General features: G+C 59.8%; 17 protein-coding genes. 8 read left to right on the plus strand and 9 right to left on the minus strand.

Annotation, left to right across the window (positions count from 1 at the left end; genetic code table 11):
- On the plus strand, positions 1 to 114 hold a 114-nt coding region (locus AACY49_RS27135; RefSeq protein ID WP_143497295.1), incomplete at its 5' end, for a transposase.
- Positions 115 to 156: 42 nt separating this feature from the next.
- On the opposite strand, the gene AACY49_RS27140 is transcribed toward AACY49_RS27135, so the two are convergent.
- The 3 genes from AACY49_RS27140 to AACY49_RS27150 form a co-directional block, all read right to left on the minus strand.
- Complete coding sequence (locus AACY49_RS27140) at positions 157 to 1,524, minus strand: MBL fold metallo-hydrolase (protein WP_339527407.1); 1,368 nt, start codon at positions 1,522 to 1,524, stop codon at positions 157 to 159.
- Between the two features lie 96 nt (positions 1,525 to 1,620).
- On the minus strand, positions 1,621 to 2,538 hold the full coding sequence (locus AACY49_RS27145; RefSeq protein ID WP_339527408.1) for a universal stress protein: 918 nt from the start codon (positions 2,536 to 2,538) through the stop codon (positions 1,621 to 1,623).
- A gap of 77 nt (positions 2,539 to 2,615) precedes the next feature.
- A complete protein-coding gene (locus tag AACY49_RS27150) occupies positions 2,616 to 3,563 on the minus strand; it encodes a universal stress protein (RefSeq protein WP_320391136.1) in 948 nt (315 codons plus the stop codon).
- A gap of 224 nt (positions 3,564 to 3,787) precedes the next feature.
- Here AACY49_RS27150 and AACY49_RS27155 point away from each other — a divergent pair, with 224 nt between their 5' ends.
- Entirely contained in the window at positions 3,788 to 4,351 is a 564-nt protein-coding gene (locus tag AACY49_RS27155) for a GNAT family N-acetyltransferase (RefSeq protein ID WP_258696532.1), read from the plus strand.
- Between the two features lie 55 nt (positions 4,352 to 4,406).
- On the opposite strand, the gene AACY49_RS27160 is transcribed toward AACY49_RS27155, so the two are convergent.
- Complete coding sequence (locus tag AACY49_RS27160; protein ID WP_339527409.1) at positions 4,407 to 5,330, minus strand: universal stress protein; 924 nt, start codon at positions 5,328 to 5,330, stop codon at positions 4,407 to 4,409.
- Positions 5,331 to 5,437: 107 nt separating this feature from the next.
- Complete coding sequence (locus AACY49_RS27165; RefSeq protein WP_339527410.1) at positions 5,438 to 6,676, minus strand: MgtC/SapB family protein; 1,239 nt, start codon at positions 6,674 to 6,676, stop codon at positions 5,438 to 5,440.
- A 261-nt stretch (positions 6,677 to 6,937) separates the two neighbouring features.
- Here AACY49_RS27165 and AACY49_RS27170 point away from each other — a divergent pair, with 261 nt between their 5' ends.
- Positions 6,938 to 7,858: a universal stress protein gene (locus AACY49_RS27170; protein WP_258696535.1), complete on the plus strand. Its 921-nt coding sequence runs from the start codon at positions 6,938 to 6,940 to the stop codon at positions 7,856 to 7,858.
- Positions 7,859 to 7,908: 50 nt separating this feature from the next.
- Positions 7,909 to 8,556: a BON domain-containing protein gene (locus tag AACY49_RS27175; RefSeq protein WP_339527411.1), complete on the plus strand. Its 648-nt coding sequence runs from the start codon at positions 7,909 to 7,911 to the stop codon at positions 8,554 to 8,556.
- A 68-nt stretch (positions 8,557 to 8,624) separates the two neighbouring features.
- On the opposite strand, the gene AACY49_RS27180 is transcribed toward AACY49_RS27175, so the two are convergent.
- Positions 8,625 to 10,904: a heavy metal translocating P-type ATPase gene (locus tag AACY49_RS27180; RefSeq protein ID WP_339527412.1), complete on the minus strand. Its 2,280-nt coding sequence runs from the start codon at positions 10,902 to 10,904 to the stop codon at positions 8,625 to 8,627.
- 292 nt (positions 10,905 to 11,196) lie between these two features.
- On the opposite strand from AACY49_RS27180, the gene arcD reads away from it, so the two are divergent.
- The 3 genes from arcD to AACY49_RS27195 all read left to right on the plus strand — a co-directional run bounded on the left by arcD (position 11,197) and on the right by AACY49_RS27195 (position 14,841).
- Positions 11,197 to 12,690 carry an arginine-ornithine antiporter gene (gene arcD / locus AACY49_RS27185; RefSeq protein WP_339527413.1) on the plus strand — a complete coding sequence of 498 codons (1,494 nt, stop codon included), beginning with the start codon at positions 11,197 to 11,199 and terminating at the stop codon, positions 12,688 to 12,690.
- An 86-nt stretch (positions 12,691 to 12,776) separates the two neighbouring features.
- The gene (locus AACY49_RS27190) at positions 12,777 to 13,319 is read left to right on the plus strand and encodes an Hsp20/alpha crystallin family protein (RefSeq protein WP_339527414.1); all 543 of its coding nucleotides are present in this window, start codon (positions 12,777 to 12,779) and stop codon (positions 13,317 to 13,319) included.
- A gap of 154 nt (positions 13,320 to 13,473) precedes the next feature.
- Complete coding sequence (locus AACY49_RS27195; RefSeq protein WP_339527415.1) at positions 13,474 to 14,841, plus strand: erythromycin esterase family protein; 1,368 nt, start codon at positions 13,474 to 13,476, stop codon at positions 14,839 to 14,841.
- Positions 14,842 to 14,875: 34 nt separating this feature from the next.
- Here the strand turns inward: AACY49_RS27195 and AACY49_RS27200 are convergent, their stop codons facing one another.
- Both AACY49_RS27200 and AACY49_RS27205 read right to left on the minus strand, forming a co-directional pair.
- The gene (locus AACY49_RS27200; RefSeq protein ID WP_339527416.1) at positions 14,876 to 15,526 is read right to left on the minus strand and encodes a dienelactone hydrolase family protein; all 651 of its coding nucleotides are present in this window, start codon (positions 15,524 to 15,526) and stop codon (positions 14,876 to 14,878) included.
- Positions 15,519 to 16,208 (minus strand): phosphoribosyltransferase, encoded by a 690-nt coding sequence (locus AACY49_RS27205; protein WP_339527417.1) that lies wholly within the window; start codon positions 16,206 to 16,208, stop codon positions 15,519 to 15,521. The genes AACY49_RS27200 and AACY49_RS27205 overlap by 8 nt, the downstream gene beginning before the upstream one ends.
- Before the next feature lie 304 nt (positions 16,209 to 16,512).
- Here AACY49_RS27205 and AACY49_RS27210 point away from each other — a divergent pair, with 304 nt between their 5' ends.
- Complete coding sequence (locus tag AACY49_RS27210; protein WP_258696543.1) at positions 16,513 to 17,079, plus strand: phosphoribosyltransferase family protein; 567 nt, start codon at positions 16,513 to 16,515, stop codon at positions 17,077 to 17,079.
- Between the two features lie 120 nt (positions 17,080 to 17,199).
- Here AACY49_RS27210 and AACY49_RS27215 read toward each other — a convergent pair whose 3' ends face one another.
- A complete protein-coding gene (locus AACY49_RS27215) occupies positions 17,200 to 18,084 on the minus strand; it encodes a universal stress protein (RefSeq protein ID WP_339527418.1) in 885 nt (294 codons plus the stop codon).
- Positions 18,085 to 18,244: the final 160 nt, after the last annotated feature.

The following is an 18,244-nucleotide window of genomic DNA, read 5'->3' on the forward strand; positions in this document are numbered from 1 at the left end:
CAGCTGGAAGGCATAAACAATCGAATAAAAGTCATTAAGCGGATGGCGTACGGTTACCGGGACAGCGAATTCTTTTTCATGAAGATCAAGAGCGTCTTTCCCGGTAATCCGTGAAGAACCTTTTTTTAGAGCCCCTTTTCTATAGTGGCCAGAGCACTAGAGAGGCCCCGTCAGCTCCACGCTATCGCGGTACTCCGGCACCGAGACCGACCAGCCCAGCTCCAGGCTGATGCGCCGGCGCAATACATCCGAGGCGTTGGGTTCGCCATGTACCACATAGGTGTGTTTCGGTGGCCGCTTGAAACCGCGCAACCATGCCATGATTTCATCGGCGTCGGCGTGCGCGGACAGGGTTTGCATCGGCACCACTTCGGCCCGGATCGGTACGTCTTTGCCGTGAATACGTACCGACAGGGCGCCTGCGATGATCTGCGCGCCGCGGGTGCCGCCCGCCTGAAAACCCGGCACCAACAGCGTATTGAGCGGGTTGGGCGCCAGCGCCTTGAGGTGATGAAGCACCCGCCCGCCAGTGGCCATACCGCTGGCGGCGATGATCACCGCCGGTGTGCGTTGCTGATCCAGGTCGATGGAGTCTTTGGTGGAGCGCACAAAACGCGTGACATGGCACATGCCTTCGCACTCTTCCTGGGACAACCGATGCTCACTGCGAAAGCGCTGGTACAACCGCGTGACGTCGGTGGCCATGGGGCTGTTGAGGTAGATCGGCAGGTCGGGAATCGCGTGTTTTTGTTGCAAGCGATACAGGTGGTACATCAGCAACTGCGCGCGACCGACCGCGAACGATGGCACCAGCGTGATGCCATGGCGCAACGCGGTACGGGTGATGACCTCGGCCAGTTGATCTTCCGGGGACTCGTCAGGATGTCGACGGTCACCGTAGGTCGACTCCACCAGCAGATAATCGGCCTGCTCGATCGTCTCCGGGGCAAACATCAATGGATCGTTCGGCCGCCCCAGATCCCCGGAGCACACCAGGGTCATGCCATCAGCGACGATTTCCACGGTCGCTGCGCCCAGAATATGCCCGGCACCGCGCAACAGAATGCTCATCCCCGGGGCAATCTCGACCCGGTGGTGCAACTGCACCGGCCGCAGCAGTTTCAATGCCCGCTCAGCGTCTTGCTCGGTGTACAGCGGCAAGGCCGGGGTGTGTTTGGAGAAGCCATGGCGATTGGCGAACTCGGCCTCTTCTTCCTGCAAACGGCCGCTGTCGCGCAGCAGGATTTTCACCAGCTCACAGGTGGCTGGCGTGGCATACACCGGGCCGCGATAACCGTTGCGCACCAACACCGGCAGGTAGCCACTGTGATCCAGATGAGCGTGGGTCAGCACAATGGCTTCCAGATCGCGAACCGGCAGCTGGAACGGGTCCCAGTTGTGCAAGCGCAGTTGCTTATAGCCCTGGAACAGGCCGCAATCGATCAGCACATGTTGGTCGTGATGTTCCAGCAAGTACTTGCTGCCCGTGACCGTGCCCGCAGCACCGAGAAATGTCATTCGCATGGCCGTTTCCTTGAGCATTCATGGAGCGCTATTGATCGCTCCTTTACGTTCATGGGCAGTTGATTTTTATCAACGGAGATCACACTGGTTCATCTTCTAGTCGATACGGGCCAATGGCTTGACGATCATCAGGCTGCAGGGTGACCGGTTCAATACACTTTCGGCCGTACTGCCGATGAATACATCGATCCCCCGATGGTAGGTCGTTCCCAGCACCACCATGTCGAAGGCATGTTGTTGTGCGAAATGGGCAATCACCTTGGAAGGGATACCGGGCAACAGATGACGCTGTTGTTTCTCGACTCCGTAGCGGTCGGCAAGCGCTTCAAAGGCCTCCAGCTGAGCATCGCTGACTGCGTCTCTCAAACTGCCATTCAGTGTCGCGGTCGGCACATTCACTTGCGCCTCCCCCAACTCCGACCAGCCGCTGACATTGAGCAGGTGCAAGGTGGCGCCACAGGATTCGGCCAGGCTTGAGGCAAGGTCGAGAATCCGGTCATTGAGCCCCAGGGTCAGCTCCTCCAGATGGGACAGGTCGATGGTGGCGAGTATGCTCGACGGCTTCGGATTCGTAGCATCGATGACCAGGTGCAAGGGGGCCGGACAGTCGCGCAGCAACTGCCAGTCCAGAGGCCGATGGAAGGCGCGGTCGAGCGCCGACACGCGGTGGGTGTCCTTGATCACCAGGTCTGCATGGAAGTCATTCACGTACTCCAGCAGATGCGCCAGGGTCGGTCTGGCCCACACCACCTCAGTTGTCACCTGCACGCCTTCGCATCGTTGAAACCGCGCTTGCTGCTCCAGCCATTGACGATGTACCTGCAAGTAACCTTCCCGCGCCTGAGCCATGGCCTCGTGGTCAAACAGGCCGGCCGCCGCCAGCGCCTGGACATAATCGAAAGCGACAATGTGCAGCATCGCACCGGTTGCACAGGCCAGGGCCCGCGCCCGATCGAACGCCGGGGTGCAGGCCATTTCAGTTGGGGCAATCAATAGCAAACGCTGAATTTTCACCCTCACCCACCTCGTCTGGATAGCTTCAGATTGTGACTCAAGTATCGGGGGCTCTCGCCGTGAGGCTCTGATTTTTATCAACTAGTGGGCGGCCAGCCGTCGGCTTGGCGCCCGACGCTCGAACCCGGCTGCCTGACCGCCAGAATGCTGCCTGGCACCGAGTACAACGCCCGCTCGGTGTTGCTGCCGATCAAGCGGTCGATCCCCACGCGATGCACCGTGCCCATCACCACCACATCCGCCAGGTATTGCTCGACAAACTCACTGATGACCGGCACCGGCAGGCCCATGACAAAGTGCCGACGCTCCGGAGGAACACCGTAGCGATCCGCCAGGGTGATAAACGCCCGGTGCAGGGATTCGCGTAGCTCTTCGATGAAGTCCACGCCCCAACCACCGCTGACCAGCGGTGCATCACCATTGAAAGCCGGCGACAAGTCATAGGCGTAGAGCAAGTGCAACGGTGCGTCGCATTGCAATGCCAGTGCATTGGCCGTCTGGATGATGGTGTCGTTCAGGCCACTGATTTGCGTCGCCGGATCGAACGGGTCCACGGCGGCCACGACCCGGTGCGGCAGCCCGTAACGGATCTGGTTGACCAAGTGCACGGGGATCGGGCATTCGCGCAGCAGGTGACAATCGAGGGGCGTGATGAACACCCGTTTGAGCGCCGGTTCCAGGGTGACGTCCTTGATCAGCAGGTCAGGCTTGAGGTCTTCGACTGTCTTCAAGATGTCCAGCAACGGATGGGTGGTGAAGACGGCTTCAACCGTCGCGTCCACGCCCTGCCCTTTAAGCCGCTCGACCTCGTCGGCCACCCAACGATGACAGTGACGCAGATAACGCTGATACTCCGCCTCGTCGATTTTTTCTTCCCATAGATGAACAATCGGCGCCGGATCGACAAAGGCCCGCACATCCAGCGTGGCCCCGCTCGCCTTGGCCAGTGCGACCGCACGGAGCAAGGCTGGAGACTGATGCAGGGTTCGGTCGGCGATCAGTAACAAACGTTGATATTGACCCATCACACACCTCGGCTCGAAACCGGTCCTTACCCGCCGGCATCACCCAAGACTGCGCTCGCTGCCCCCTCCCCCAGGTTGATTTACATCAAATACCCGCAAATGAACGCCCTCGTGACGGGTGTCTGATCCAGATCAGATTCAAGGGCTGCCAGCGGCGTAAAAAGGAATCAACCGCGTGGCGAGTGAATACGCACCGGCCTTTCAAACAAGATGGAGGATCATCCATGCTCACTGTCAAAGACCACAATGATCGGGCCGCGGCCGTCTATGCCGCAGTCACCGGAAAGTACTGGATCGAAGCGCTCAAGGACGGCCGCCATGTGCTGATCCGGCCACTGCTGGAAAAGGACCGCGAACTTGAATACACCTTCATCAAGCGCCTGTCGCCCGAGTCCCGGCACATGCGTTTTCTCGCGCAGATCAACGAGCCCGGCGCCGCCATGCTCGATCAGTTGATGGACACCGATAACAAACAGCGCATGGCTTACATCGCGCTGGTTCACGAAAACGGCAAATTGATCGAAATCGGCATCAGCCGCTACGCCGCCACGTCGGAACATGAGTGTGAGTGCGCGGTGACGGTCGCCGATGAATGGCAGCATCTGGGCCTCGGCACCGCCTTGATGGGACATCTGATCAAGGCCGCCCGCAGAAACGGTTTTCATCAGATGTATTCGATCGACGCCTCCAGCAATACCCCCATGCGCGACCTGGCTCAAGCCTTGGGTTTTGAGAGGCACAATGATCCTGACGACAGCCGCCAGGTCATTCATCGTCTGTATATGTAAAAGCCAATCGCCCCACGACGCACCGGCAACGGCCCGCCGTGGGGCAAGTCAACGTTCAGGATTGCAACATTCTGTCGGGCTTGATCGCCAGCACACTGCAAGGGGCTCGGTGCAAGAGCTGTTCGGCAGTGGTCCCCAGTAGCTTGTTCAACCCCGAGTGCTGCACCGTCCCCATCACAATCACATCGGTGCGATGGTCCTCGGCGAACTTGCAAATACTCAGCAATGGCGAACCTTCGATGAAGTGCCGACACTCAGGCGGCACGCGGTGACGCTCGGCCAGCGCCGTAAACGCTTCGCGTTGCGCCGTGCCCATGGCTTCGTAAAGACCGGAGGCCAACGGGAGTGCGCCAACACCCATGTCCAGGGCATACACGGCCGTCCAGTCATACACATGCACCAACTCGATTTTCGCCTCACATTGTTCAGCCAGCTTCGTTGCGGCGTCGATAATCTGGTCATTGAATACCAGGTCCTGCTCTTCGCTACGCAACACATCGACGATGGCCAGCACGCTGCGTGGCCGCGGGTTCAGAGCGTTGGTCACCAGATGCACCGGCACCGGACAATCGCGCAACAACTGCCAATCCAGCGGTGTGAAAAACACCCGCTTCAACGCCGATTCTTCCTGGGCATCCTTGATGATCAGGCTCAGTGACATCTCGTTGACGAAGTGCAGGATCTCCTCATAAGGGTGCTGCACCCACACCACCTCGCTGGTGACCTCGACGCCGTGTTTTTTCATCAATTCGGCCTGCTCGGCGAGCCATCGCCGATGGGTTTGCAAATAGCCCTCCCGGGCCTGGGCGACTTGCTCGGGGGCAAACAGGCCGGCGACGGCCAAGGCCTGCAAGTAATCGAATGCCACGATGTGCAGCGGCGATTGCATCGCGCGGGCCAATGCGGCGGCCCGGTCGAACGCCGGTGTACGGGTCATGGCTTGGGGGGCGATCAACAGTAAACGCTGAGTCTGCGACATGGGACACCTCGGCACGCGGCCATCTCGATGCAGTGAGTAGAACCCTAGAGTGATCGCAGCAGATTCAGGCGACTTGATCTTTGTCAGCTACAGCGCCCGGATGCACGTTAATGCAGCAACATGCCCGCCCACATTGCCAACGTCAGCAAGACCTGGCCGGGGATGATATACGCGGCGAACCGTCGCCCGCCGCTGACCCAGGCCACCAGGCATTTGCTCAGGGAGTTACTGCTGACGGCAACCAGCGTGGGCCCGGCAATGGCATCGAACGGCAACAGCCCGGCCTTGGCCAGGGCGGCAATGGACGCCGTCGAAGAATGTGCATCGGCGAAACCGGCGAGCGTCGTCGTGACCATCACGCCCACTTCACCAAAGTGGCTGAGCACCATCGAAGACACAAAGGTGATGCCGGTCATGGTCAGTGTGATGACCAGGGCCAGCTTGAGGTTGAACGCACCGCCGACCTTGACCGGCCGATTGGCGCCACTCGCAGGTTGCGGGAACATCAGGCTCAGGCCATACAACGCCGTGGCGGCGGCACCACACAACAGCGGTCCCCACATGTGCCTCAACAGACCGGTGTCGACCGCCCCCAGGATCAGGCCGATCTGAATGACGGTAGCCAGGTTGGACAGCATCGCTGCCGCGCTCAGGATTTTGATGTTGCCTGGCTCCTTGGCGACAAGGTGCCCCATCGCGGCGATGGTCGCGGTGCTGGAAGCGAATCCGGAGGCGATGGCGCTGACCACATAGCCGTAACGAGTGCCCAGGATACGAACGGCGATATGCCCTGTCGCCCCGACGGCCATCAGCAACACGGTCAGGGTGCAAATGGTGCGCAGATTGATAGAGGCATACGGACCGATAAAACGGTCAGGCGCCAATGGCAACACCACCAGCGCGGCGACCAACAGCACCAGACCATCGCGCATTTCCGCTTCAGTCAATTGGCTACGCGCAAAGTGGTGCAGCTTTTGACGATACGTCAGCAGCCCCGCCACCACCACGCCAATGGCAATAGCCAACTCGGGCGCGGTGCCACACAACGCCCCCAATACCAACACCATGAATAACGCCACTTCACTGGTGACACCAGGATCATTGCTCAGGCTTCGCCAGTAAGCCACGGTGACCAGCAAGGCCAGACAGATCGCCATGGCCCCCAACAACAGACCACCACCGACCTGCATCGCCACATACCCCAGCAACGCAGTGATCGCAAACGTCCGCAATCCGGCACAGGCACGACTGTCCCCCCGCCCCTTGTGCCGTTCACGTTCAAGGCCGACGAGCATGCCGATCCCCAGCGCAGCTGCCGCCCCTGCCAGGCCCAAGGTGTCGTTCATGTGAGTCCCGTCCGGGTAAGCCACAACCCCAAGACTGCGCCGGCATGACGCAGGAGAGGTTGATAATGGTCAATATTTTGTAGATGGATACGGCGCGCCCCACCACACGTCGGACCGCAGGCTGGATCACTCGCCAGATTGATAAAGATCAATCCCGCCCCCCCCAGTCAGCGGCAGGATAAAAGCCAGAGGACCACTGCCCAAAACGCAGGGGTGCCAGCGAATACAGGAATATCTACGATTATTGACGGGAGTTTAGTCATGTCTGAGCAATCACGCTTCATGCTGGTCGTCTCGCCCCTCATGGAAAACAGCCCCGCGTTCGACCGCGCCGCCGCGTTGGCCAAGGCCTCGGGCGCGGCCCTGCACATCGTCGCCTTCGATTACCTGCAAGGCCTGGCAACGGCAAGCATGGTCAACGAACAAGCGCTGGAGCAGATGCGGCTCGGGTATGTCGAGCGCCATCGGCAATGGCTCGAAGACCAGGCCCGGCCCTTGCGTAAAATCGGGGTGCCCGTCACCACGGAGGTGGTTTGGGTTGAACGACCCTTGCAGGAAATCCTCATTCATCTCAAAGAACAACCCATGGCGGTACTGATCAAGGCACTGGAATACGAGTCGCTGCTGTCACGGATAATGTTCACGCCCCTGGATATCCATTTGCTGCGCGAATGCCCGGTGCCGCTACATTTTGTCAGCCATGCGCAGCACGCGCTGCCGCGCAGGATCCTCGCCGCAGTCGATCCCTTCCATAGCAATACCCAGTACAAGGATTTCAACGACAGGATTTTGCGCGAGGCCTCAAAACTGGCGAGCACCTGTAACGCCCAGCTCGACGTGATCTACGCCCACGACCTTTCATCCCTCAGCGCGGACGAGTTCGATTTCGACAGTAGCTCGGCATTGTTTTCTTCAGGCAAAGCCAAGACGCTGTTCGACGCACAGGCCGATGCCTTCCGCGAACTGGCCGAGCGCAATGGTATCGCGCCGGAGCAACAGCACATGATCATGGGCAACCCGACCAAGGTCCTTGCCCAATACGCCGATGCCTACGACATCGACGTGATTGTCATGGGCCGGGTCGGCCACCGAGGCGTGGGTCGACTGGTGGGCAGCACGGTGGAACATCTGCTGTACAAGATGCCGTGCAGTGTATGGGTGGTTTCACCTGAGGAGCTGTAGAGAGCTATATCGCACCTGCCGTACCAGCATTTCAGACAGAGGACATCACCATGAGCGACTTGAGTCTGCGTCAGAGCATTATGGATGAGCTTGAATTCCAGCCTGATATCGATGCCGCCAACATCGGTGTGACCGTGGACAACGGCGTCGTCACGCTCACCGGCCACGTTAAAAGCTACGCGCAAAAAGTCAGCGCAGAACGCGCGGTTAAAAGCATAAAAGGGGTACGCGCCGTGGCCGAAGAAATTCAGGTCAGGCCGATGAAAGGCGCCGGCACGGCGGACGACGCCATTGCCTCCCGCGCCTTGAATATCCTCACCTGGTGCTCCGACATTCCCGAGCAGGATATCAAGGTCGTTGTGCAGAACGGGTGGATCACCCTTGAAGGCGAAGTGGACTGGCAGTACCAGAAAGAGACCGCCGAGATGGCTGTGCGCAAGCTGTCGGGAGTGGTAGGCGTGGACAATCGGCTCGTCCTTCGTCCGCAGGTGAACGTGGATGATATCCAGCGTCGCATCGAAGAAGCCCTCAAACGCAATGCCGAAGTCGATGCCAAGGGCATTCACGTCAAGGTCGAAGGCGATGTGGTGAAGCTTGAAGGCAAAGTTCATTTGTGGCGCGAGCGTCAGATCGCCGAGCGTGCCGCCTGGTCAGTACCGGGTGTGAGGCAAGTTGATGATCATTTGCGCATCGCCTGAGTCAATGAGCCCGGGGAACCTATAGTTTCCCCGGGCATCAAGGGCTTGCGGCGAGGCAGCCGGCTTTTTCAGCGCTTATCCAGGTAGCGAAAGAGCTCCTCCTCCTGATCGAAGTGCAGCCGCACGAGGGTATCGAGGCGGATCAACTGATGCTGTATCTCATCGACAGAAGCCGTTGCAGGGTCGGTACTGAAATCCGTGCTCATGCGCGCCAGTAAATGGATCAGGCGAAAAATCTCTCGATGGACGTGGCTCATCGCCGACATGGGATCCTCGCCAGGCAGGCTTTGCGTCAACAGCGGGTACAGGGTGTTTTCATCGTCCCGTTCATGACGGGCCAGTGATTCTTGCAGGTTTTTTACCAGCGCCAGCAGGTCCGTCTGCGCTTGTTCAAGTGGACGCTGGGCGAAGTCGCTTGCCAGTTGGTGCAGATCGCTCAGTACCGTAGAGAGCTGGTCGTGTTCGTCCTGCAGGCGATCGATATGTTCGGCGGCAAGCTTGCGTTGGCGCAGACCTCGTAACGGCCCCAATGCACGCAAGGCATTGAAAATGATCACCACATCGATGCCCTCCTGCACCACGGCACCGACCAGCGGCGGCAGGTAACCGAAGGCTGCCACCCCCATGGCCAGCACCGACATGCCCATGCCGGCCAATACGCCTTGACGGGCGATGTGGCGGGTCCGGCGGGCGATGTCCAGCGCCTCGACCAGACGATCCAGACGATCCACCAGCAGCACAACTCCCGCCGCTTGCGCGGACGCCGTGGCACCGCTGGCCCCCATGGCCACCCCGACATTGGCCGCCGCCAGGGCCGGGGCATCGTTGATGCCATCACCGACCATCAGTGTGCTGGCGTGCAGGCAGGCATCCTGTACCGCACGCACCTTGTCCCCAGGACTCAACCCGGCACGCAACTCGTCGATCCCGGCTGACAGTGCAATCATCTCGGCGGTTTCCACACGATCACCCGTGAGCATGACGATCCTCTCGATGCCTCTGTTGCGCAGCCGGCGCAGGGTCAGCGGGGTTTCCCGACGCAGTTTGTCCGAGAAAATCAGCAGGCCCGCAAGTGCCCCATCCACTTCAATGAAGCTGCCGCTACACGCCAGGTAATCCATGCGACGCAGCATGGTGGCGGCCCAGTCGCCCGGTGATTCATTTTGAACAAAGGACAACGTGCCGAAACGCACCCGTCGGCCATCGATCAACCCGCAAAGACCAGAGCCCGGACTTTCCTCGACCGCCTGCGGCACGCTGAGCGGCAATCCACGCTGACAGGCCGCCTCGACAATGGCCTGGGAGATGGGATGGGTCGAGGCCTGTGCCAGCGAAGCGGCCAGGCTCAGCAGATGCTGCGGATCGAGCGCTCCGTTGGTCTCGATCGACTGCAGACGGGCGTGGCCGCTGGTCAACGTGCCGGTCTTGTCGAGAAACACCTGCTTGACCTCGGCCAGCGCTTCCAGGGTGACGCCGTCCTTGATCAGGATCCCGCGCCGCGCCGCCCTCGAGATACCTGACATGATCGAAATCGGCACTGCAAGAATCAACGGGCAAGGCGTGGCCACCACCAAAACCGCCAGCGCGCGCAAAGAATCGCCACTCATGTACCAGGCGATGCCGGCAATCAGCAATGTCAGCGGAATGAAGAACAACGCGTAACGGTCAGCCAAACGCACGAAAGGCGCCCGCGAGCGTCGTGCCGCTTCGGCCAGACGCACCACCCCCGCATAGGTGCTCTGCGCTGCGGTTCGAGTGGCTGTCAGCAGCATCGGCGCACCGACATTGGTCACGCCACTGGGCAGTTGTTCTCCTTCCCGGCGGGTGACCGGCAATGACTCGCCGCTGAGCGCCGACTCGTCGAGAATCGCGGTGGGACTGAGTAGACGACCGTCGACCGGCACCACCTCCCCCAGGCGCACAAGCAACGTCTGATGCGCCTGGATCTGCTCGACCGGAATCTGCCGTAAATTGCCGTTTTCCTGCAACCAGGCAAAGCGTGGCGCCCGGTCGACCAACGCACGTAGCTCGCGTTCGGCGCGTTGTTTGGTGAAGAACTCCAGGATGCGCCCCGACGCCAGCATCAAGGCAATCACCGCCGCCACCAGCGTCTGCCGAAAAAACAACGCGGCGGCAATCGACAGCAGAGCGATCAGATCCACACCCGCCTCGCGACGGGCCAGGCGCCTGACAATCTCGACGAGCAGCACCAGGGCCATCACCAGACTGCCCGCGGCCCAGCAAATCGATGCCCAGTCAGACTTGTGAGCAACCTGCGCAATGCCCCCGGCCAGCAGCGTCAGGGCGGTGAGCAGCAGTAGAACCGGGTCCAGCCACTTACTGAGCATCGATGTGGTTCCTCAAAAAAGCGCTCCGCATCCCTCGCTACAGAAACGCCCGCGACTCATCGCCGTCATGGGTAGAGCTTAGGTCTCGAACGCCCGACATGTTCGCTATACGTTATCAATTGAAGCTTCGCCCGGCGTTCGCGCAATGGCCGCTGCGGGACAACATCGCTGTCTGCTTCCTTTCTGATCTAAATCAAACAGGCGTTGACCGTTCACGTAGACATTCAGAGTCAACGTTCACTCCACCGCATCTGCGGTCTGCGCCCACTCTTTCGTTTCGTGGAGGCTTGACATGGCGACTCATCTGCACGGCACGCAACCGATCCTCCCGCCGACCGCCCCCCAACCCCTTGCCGGCAGTTGGCGACAACTGGAGCCCAAACGCTTGTCCTTGAGCCTGCTGGTTGCTCTGGTGGTCGGTTCGATGATCGGCAGCGGCATTTTCAGCCTGCCGCAAAACATGGCCGCCAGTGCGGGTGCTGGCGCCATCCTGATTGGCTGGCTGATCACCGGCGTCGGCATGCTGTCGTTGGCGCTGGTCTATCAAACCTTGTCCAGCCGTCAACCGACACTGGACAACGGCGTGTTTGCCTATGCCCGGGCGTTGGGTGGTGAGTTCCTCGGCTTCAACTCCGCCTGGGGTTATTGGATCAGTGCCTGGGTCGGCAACGTCAGCTACATGGTGATTCTGTTTTCCGCGCTGAGTTTCTTCTTCCCGCTGTTTGGCGAAGGCAACAACAAAGCGGCGATTGCCGGGGCGTCCGTGGTGCTTTGGTCGTTGCACTGGATGATCCTGCGGGGCATGCGCACCGCAGCCAAAGCCAACGCGCTGACCACACTGGCCAAAATCGTGCCCTTGCTGCTGTTTATCGGGCTGGTGATCGCAGCCTTCCAGCGTAAAACCTTTATGGTCGACTTCTGGGGTTCTCCTGCACTGGGCAGCACGCTGGATCAGGTCAAAAGCACCATGCTGGTGACCGTCTGGGTGTTCATCGGGATCGAGGGTGCCAGCGTGTTTTCCGCCCGTGCGGCAGAACGCGTCAATGTCGGCCGTGCCACCGTTATCGGTTTCGTCATTACCTTGTTGCTGCTGATTGCGGTGTCCCTGTTGTCGCTGGGCATTCTCGGACAACCGGAGCTGGCGACCCTGAAAAACCCTTCGATGGCGGGCGTGCTTCAAGCGGTAGTCGGGCCGTGGGGCGCGATGTTGATCAGCATCGGCTTGATCATTTCAGTGGGTGGCGCCCTGCTCGCCTGGACGCTGTTGGCAGCCGAATCGATATTCACCCCGGCCAAGGAAAAGGTCATGCCGGGTACGCTCGCCGTGGAGAGCGCCCGCGGAGTGCCGGCCAATGCGCTGTGGATCACCAACGGCTGCATTCAACTGTTCCTGCTGCTGACGCTGTATTCGAGCGCCACTTACCTGACCCTGATTTCCCTGGCCACTTCGATGATTCTGCTGCCGTATCTATTTAGCGGTTTGTACGCGTTGAAATTGACCTGGCAGGGCCAGACCTACGCCGGCCACCGAGGCCTGCAACTGCGCGACATGGCCATTGCCTCGGTCGCCACGCTGTATTGCCTGTGGTTGCTGTATGCCGCCGGGCCTAAATACATGTTGCTCAGCGCTTTGCTCTACGCCCCCGGCTCGTTGATTTACCTGGGCACCATGAAGGCTCGCCAGGGACAAGCGCTCAATGGCCCCGAGACGGGACTGTTGATCATTATCTGGACGGCGGCAGCCATCGCCGGCTGGATGTTGTGGTCCGGAACACTGGCTTTGTAAGGGCGAGTGTCGGGTTGTTGTTTTGTCGTGGTGGGCCGCACAACCACTGTTCGCGGTTCACCTTATTCACCAAGAGGAGAAAAGAAATGGCCAATTCCGTGAAAAAAATGCCGGTACAAACCGAAAAGAAAACCGTTGCGCAGCCACTGAACGCCGATCTGTGGCATCCCTTTGAAAACCTTCGCCAACAGATCGATCACGTATTCGAAGACTTCAGCCGCGGCACAGGGCTGTCGCTATTCGGGCGCGGACTGTTTGATGTCGAACCGCTCTGGCGCAAGGAACTGACAGGCTACGGCATGCCTGCCGTGGACATCACCGAGAAAGACAAGAGCTTCGAAATCACTGCTGAACTGCCCGGCATGGATCAGAAGAACATCGAACTCAAACTGTCCAACGGTTGCCTGATCATTAAAGGAGAAAAGAAAGAGGACAAGGAAGAAAAGAGAAAGGGTTATCACCTCAGCGAGCGTCACTATGGCTCCTTCGAACGGGTGTTCAACCTGCCCCAAGGGGTCGACGCCGAGAAGATCGAAGCGAGCTTCAGCAAAGGCGTACTGAGCATCTCGCTGCCGAAAAAACCCGAAGCCATGAAAGCGGACAAAGTCGTGCCCGTCAAAGCCGACTGACCGCAGGCTCGGCCCTTTGCCGGGAAACCGGCAAGGAGCTGTTTTCTGAGAGGGACCAGATCAAAAAAGTGCAAGTCAGCGCGGCCCCTGACAGTCGACATGGCACTACGCAGCATTGCAGGTTGGCCAACCCGCCTTTATGGGGATGACGTTCATGAACATACCTTCCCAAAACATGCTGAACCAACTGTATGGCGCGCATACCCACATAGATGAGGCCTCCATCGTCCCGCTCCTGCGTCAATACGCCGAACCCCTGCCGGAACTGAACTCACAAGCCTTTGGTGAAATGTTCGACCGCTACGCGGATGCGCGCGTGGTGATGATCGGTGAAGCCAGCCATGGCACCAGTGACTTCTATCGGACCCGGGCGGCGATTACCCAACGGCTGATCGAGCAGCACGGATTCAATATCGTGGCCGTTGAAGCAGACTGGCCGGACGCGGGTCATGTAGACCGTTATGCCCGGGGGTTGGCGCGCTCGGCCTGGACGCGGCACATTTTCAGCCGGTTCCCGACCTGGATGTGGCGCAACACCGATGTGAAAGCGTTCACCCATTGGCTGCATCAGTACAACCACCAACACGCGCCTGAGCAGCGCGTCGAGTTTCGCGGTCTGGACGTTTACAGTTTGCGCAATTCCATCCACGAGGTTCTGAGCTATCTGGACCGTGTCGACCCGCAGCTGGCACACGAAGCTCGGCGTCGCTATGGCTGTTTGAGCCCCTGGCAGGATGATCCTGCGCTGTACGGCCACTTTGTCGAACGCGACGGCATAATGCCCTGCGAGCATGCGGTGGTCGAACAGCTCAATGCCATGCTGGCCGAGCAATTGGCCGGGGCCATCAAGGATGATGAAGCGTTCTTCGATGCGACCCGGAACGCCCGGGTCATCCAGGCGGCGGAACAATATTACCGAGCGATTTATCGAGGTTCGACGGCCTCCTGGAACCTGCGCGACAGGCACATGTTCGACACGTTACGTGCGCTGCTCGAACACCGCGGCCCTCAAGCCAAAGCTGTGGTGTGGGCGCACAACTCCCATATCGGCAATGCGGCCGCCACGGAAATGGGCTGGAAGGGTCAGTTCAATATCGGTCAACTGTGCCGCAATGCCTATGGGCGCGATGTGGTTCTGATCGGCATGAGCACCGACCATGGCCAGGTGGCCGCGGCCGACGACTGGGATGGCGAGATGCTTATCAAGGACATACGGCCGTCTCGGCCAGACAGTTGGGAGCGCAAGTTCCTTAACGCCGGCGTCCCGGCTTCATTGACCGACTGGCGGGATCCACAGCGAAAAGAACTGCGCCAAGCCCTGTCCAAACCTCTGCTGGAGCGGGCCATCGGAGTGATCTATAGGCCCGCCAGCGAGCGCAGCAGCCACTACTTCGAGTCAGTGCTGAGCGAACAATTCGACGCCATGGTCTGGATTGAACAGACGCAACCGGTAACGGCATTGCCGCTGCCGGAAAGCCAGGCGCTGGAACCGGAAGACGAAACCTTTCCATTCGGCATATGACAGGCATCAGACGGTGGTTGTCTGCTTTGGATGACTACCGTTGCAAATACTTCTCGAACCAGTCGCCGGCCAGTCTGGCGACTTCTTCAAGGGTTCCTGCCTCTTCAAAAAGATGTGTCGCGCCCGCCACCACTTCCAGGCGCTGCTCGCACTGCAAGGCGCGACCGCTTTGCACATTGAGATTGAGCACCACCGGATCCAACTCACCGACAATCTGCAAGGTCGGGGCCTTCACGCAGGACAGCGCCGCACCCGCCAGATCGGTCCGCCCTCCCCGGCTCACCACCGCATGCACCACGTCCGCCCGCTCGGCCGCGGCCAATAGCGCCGCCGCTGCACCGGTGCTGGCGCCGAACAATCCGATCGGTAGCGGTTGCAGTTCGGCGTCCCGGCCAATCCAGTCAATCACCTTCACCAGTCGGCTGGACAGCAGCGCAATATTGAAACGCAATTCCCGAGTCTGGTTGTCCTGGTATTGCTCCGGTTCCGTGAGCAGATCGAACAGCAACGTGCCCAACCCCCGCTGAGCCAGAGATAGTGCGACCTGTTGATTACGCGGGCTTGAACGACCACTGCCGCTGCCATGAACGAACACCACCAGGCCGCCAGCGTGCACCGGCAAACGCAGGTCGGCAGACAGCGCCACGTTCCCCAGGTCGAGCTTTCGATAGCGAGGCTCAAACATCGGAATCCTCCTGGCCGGAAACACGCGCAGCGGATTCTCTGCGCCAGGCCCGTTGCAAAAGATCGATGACTTCTTCATCCGAGGTCTGGGAAAAATTCATGTACCAATTGCCGATCGACATCAGCCACTCGGGGGTGAGCGGGCAGATCACCTCATCGACTTCGCTATACAGCGCCTCTACCGTCTCGGGTGGCGCCACCGGCACGGCGACGACGATACGCGACGGTGCTTGCAGGCGCACCGCCTGTATTGCCGCCATCATCGAGGCCCCGGTCGCCAGGCCATCGTCGACCAGAATCACCACCTGATCCTTGAGCGCCACGGGGGCACGCGAGCCCCTGTACAGGCGCTCGCGACGCAACAGTTCCTGGGTTTCCCGTGCCACCACGTTATCGAGCGTGCGCTGATCGATACGGTTCGCCCGCAGCGTATCGTCATTGACGATCTGGATGCCGCCACTGGCAATCGCGCCCATGGCGAACTCCTGATGGAATGGCACCCCCAGCTTGCGGACCAGCATCAGGTCCAGGCGAACCTCCAGGGCCGTGGCAATTTCATAGGCAACCGGCACGCCGCCACGGGGCAAGGCGAGAACGATGACATCGGGTCGATGAGCGTATTTGAGCAGCGGCTCCACCAGCCGTCGACCGGCATCCACCCGGTCACGCAAGAGGGTTTGCATCGAGGGACTCTGAATCACTTGAAAACCTCCCCAGGCGATTACGCCTGTCGGTCCGTATCACACAACCTTGACCTCTCCACGTCCTTGCGGGATCAAGCATCAGCTTTCACTAGAGTCCTCCGCTGAAGTCGCCTTGTTGTTGATTTTTATCAAGTTCGCACGCAAGGCCCGCCATGGACGCGCAAGGGTTTGGCATTTCTCATTTCGTCGTTGTTGATCAATATCAATCAGGCTTGGGCCGAATGGATTACGTTGCCAATATTGGACAGCGCCGCGCCGCAGCGGCTCTCTGTGGGAGACTGCCATGCCGACCTTACTTGCAAGCCCGCGGTTGCGCTTGTACGACAGCAATGAACTCGATTCGGTGCTGCAGGCGATGGCGCGCCAGGCCGCGACACTGTTGCCATCCACTCAAGTGGCCCTGATTGGCATCCAACGCCGCGGCGAACCTCTGGCGCAGCGTTTACAACACCATCTGTCACGTCAGACCGGCCAGCCAGAACTGCCGCTCTACCCCTTGAAGGTCAAGCGCTATGCCGATGACCTCAAAGTGCTGCATGCCCACACCGAACTGACCGAAAATCCGCTGCTGGGCGAGCTGGACCTTGCCAGCACCACCCTGCTCGTTGTCGACGATGTGCTGTTTGAAGGCCATTCGCTCCTGCGTACCTGCGCGTATCTGGCGCAACTCGGTGCTCGCCGGGTCTACACGGCCGTATTGGTCGACCGGCACGTCTGCCAGCAGCCGATCCATGCCGATATCGTCGGCGTGCATCTGCAAGTTGCCGCCACCGACATCGTCGAATGCAACGTACCCCCTTACGAAACGGAGTTTTGTATTGAGGTCTGGCGTCATGGCGCTGCGCGATGACGGCACAACTGGACAAGGGGGGCAGGCGAAGAGTCCAGTAGGTGCCGAGCATCACCCGGGTAAATTTCCGGGCGGCCTAGTTGTCTTCGTTGATGTCATCAACCGTGAACGGGGCCGTCCCTAAACCGCCAGGACGCTGCAAGGCACCTGATACAGAATATGTTCGGTCGTGCTGCCCACAAGCTTGTTCAAGCCATGCGACTGGACTCTACCCATCACAATCACATCCACCTGATGTTCGTTGGCAAACTCACTCAGCGCCGAGACGGGGTTCCCCAGAATGAAATGCCGACGGTCAGAGGCCACACCGTACCGACCGGCCAGCCCCAGGAACGATTTTTCCAGTTCTTTACGCAACTGCTTGGTCAGGTCCGACAGCGTCAGACCACCGCCGCCCATATCGCCCAGATAGTCTGTGATGTCGCAGGCGTACAGCAGGTGCAACTCGGCATTGCACTGCAGCGCGAGGCCATTGGCCTGCTGGATGATCCGGTCATTCAGCTCTCTGTCGGAATCGGTACCCGAAGCGTCGACCGCGGCCACGATCTTGTGCGGCAAGGTATGGCCACTGCCGCCCACCAGATAGACCGGCACCGGACAGTGGCGCAGCAAGTGCCAATCCAGCGGGGTGAAGAACGCGCGCTTGAGTGCCGACTCATGCTGAACCTCCTTGATCAACAGGTCGGGCTGCATTTCCGTGACGTGATCCAGAATGTCCTGCTGCAGGTCATCGGCCCAAGCCACCTCCGTCGTCACCTCGATCCCCCGACCACGGATATTTTTTGCCTGGTACGTCAACCAATCGCGATGGTCCTGCAGGTAATTCTCTCGCGCCGTTTCCCGCACGCCCTCTTCAAGCAGCGACAGAATGTCCAACGATTTTATCAAGGCAGCGATATGCAAACGTGCCCCGCTGGCCTTGGCCAGGGCCGCCGCATGTTGTATTGCGGGAGAGTGGCGCAGGGCCGGGTTGATGATCAATAACAACCGTTGATACTGGCTCATGATCTGACTCCAGGCAGGTGGGCTTCAACACGCCATGGCCTGTTGCGAGGGCGCGGTCGTTGCGCCCTCGCTGGATCAGGCACCAGCGTCTACCCAGACTCCTCCGTTGGAATCACTTTGGCGTTGATATAAATCAACTACCTTCGCCGGGCAGGCTACC

The sequence above is a fragment of the Pseudomonas sp. EL_65y_Pfl2_R96 genome (assembly GCF_963970905.1).
Lineage (GTDB): Bacteria > Pseudomonadota > Gammaproteobacteria > Pseudomonadales > Pseudomonadaceae > Aquipseudomonas.

Coding starts and splice junctions, on each gene's coding strand:
- AACY49_RS27150 (WP_320391136.1), bottom strand. CDS start 3,563: ATGGGTCAATATCAACGTTTGTTACTGATCGCCGACCGAACCCTGCAT.
- AACY49_RS27210 (WP_258696543.1), top strand. CDS start 16,513: ATGCCGACCTTACTTGCAAGCCCGCGGTTGCGCTTGTACGACAGCAAT.
- AACY49_RS27190 (WP_339527414.1), top strand. CDS start 12,777: ATGGCCAATTCCGTGAAAAAAATGCCGGTACAAACCGAAAAGAAAACC.
- AACY49_RS27175 (WP_339527411.1), top strand. CDS start 7,909: ATGAGCGACTTGAGTCTGCGTCAGAGCATTATGGATGAGCTTGAATTC.
- AACY49_RS27200 (WP_339527416.1), bottom strand. CDS start 15,526: ATGTTTGAGCCTCGCTATCGAAAGCTCGACCTGGGGAACGTGGCGCTG.
- AACY49_RS27155 (WP_258696532.1), top strand. CDS start 3,788: ATGCTCACTGTCAAAGACCACAATGATCGGGCCGCGGCCGTCTATGCC.
- AACY49_RS27205 (WP_339527417.1), bottom strand. CDS start 16,208: ATGCAAACCCTCTTGCGTGACCGGGTGGATGCCGGTCGACGGCTGGTG.
- AACY49_RS27215 (WP_339527418.1), bottom strand. CDS start 18,084: ATGAGCCAGTATCAACGGTTGTTATTGATCATCAACCCGGCCCTGCGC.
- arcD (WP_339527413.1), top strand. CDS start 11,197: ATGGCGACTCATCTGCACGGCACGCAACCGATCCTCCCGCCGACCGCC.
- AACY49_RS27140 (WP_339527407.1), bottom strand. CDS start 1,524: ATGCGAATGACATTTCTCGGTGCTGCGGGCACGGTCACGGGCAGCAAG.
- AACY49_RS27180 (WP_339527412.1), bottom strand. CDS start 10,904: ATGCTCAGTAAGTGGCTGGACCCGGTTCTACTGCTGCTCACCGCCCTG.
- AACY49_RS27170 (WP_258696535.1), top strand. CDS start 6,938: ATGTCTGAGCAATCACGCTTCATGCTGGTCGTCTCGCCCCTCATGGAA.
- AACY49_RS27160 (WP_339527409.1), bottom strand. CDS start 5,330: ATGTCGCAGACTCAGCGTTTACTGTTGATCGCCCCCCAAGCCATGACC.
- AACY49_RS27165 (WP_339527410.1), bottom strand. CDS start 6,676: ATGAACGACACCTTGGGCCTGGCAGGGGCGGCAGCTGCGCTGGGGATC.
- AACY49_RS27195 (WP_339527415.1), top strand. CDS start 13,474: ATGAACATACCTTCCCAAAACATGCTGAACCAACTGTATGGCGCGCAT.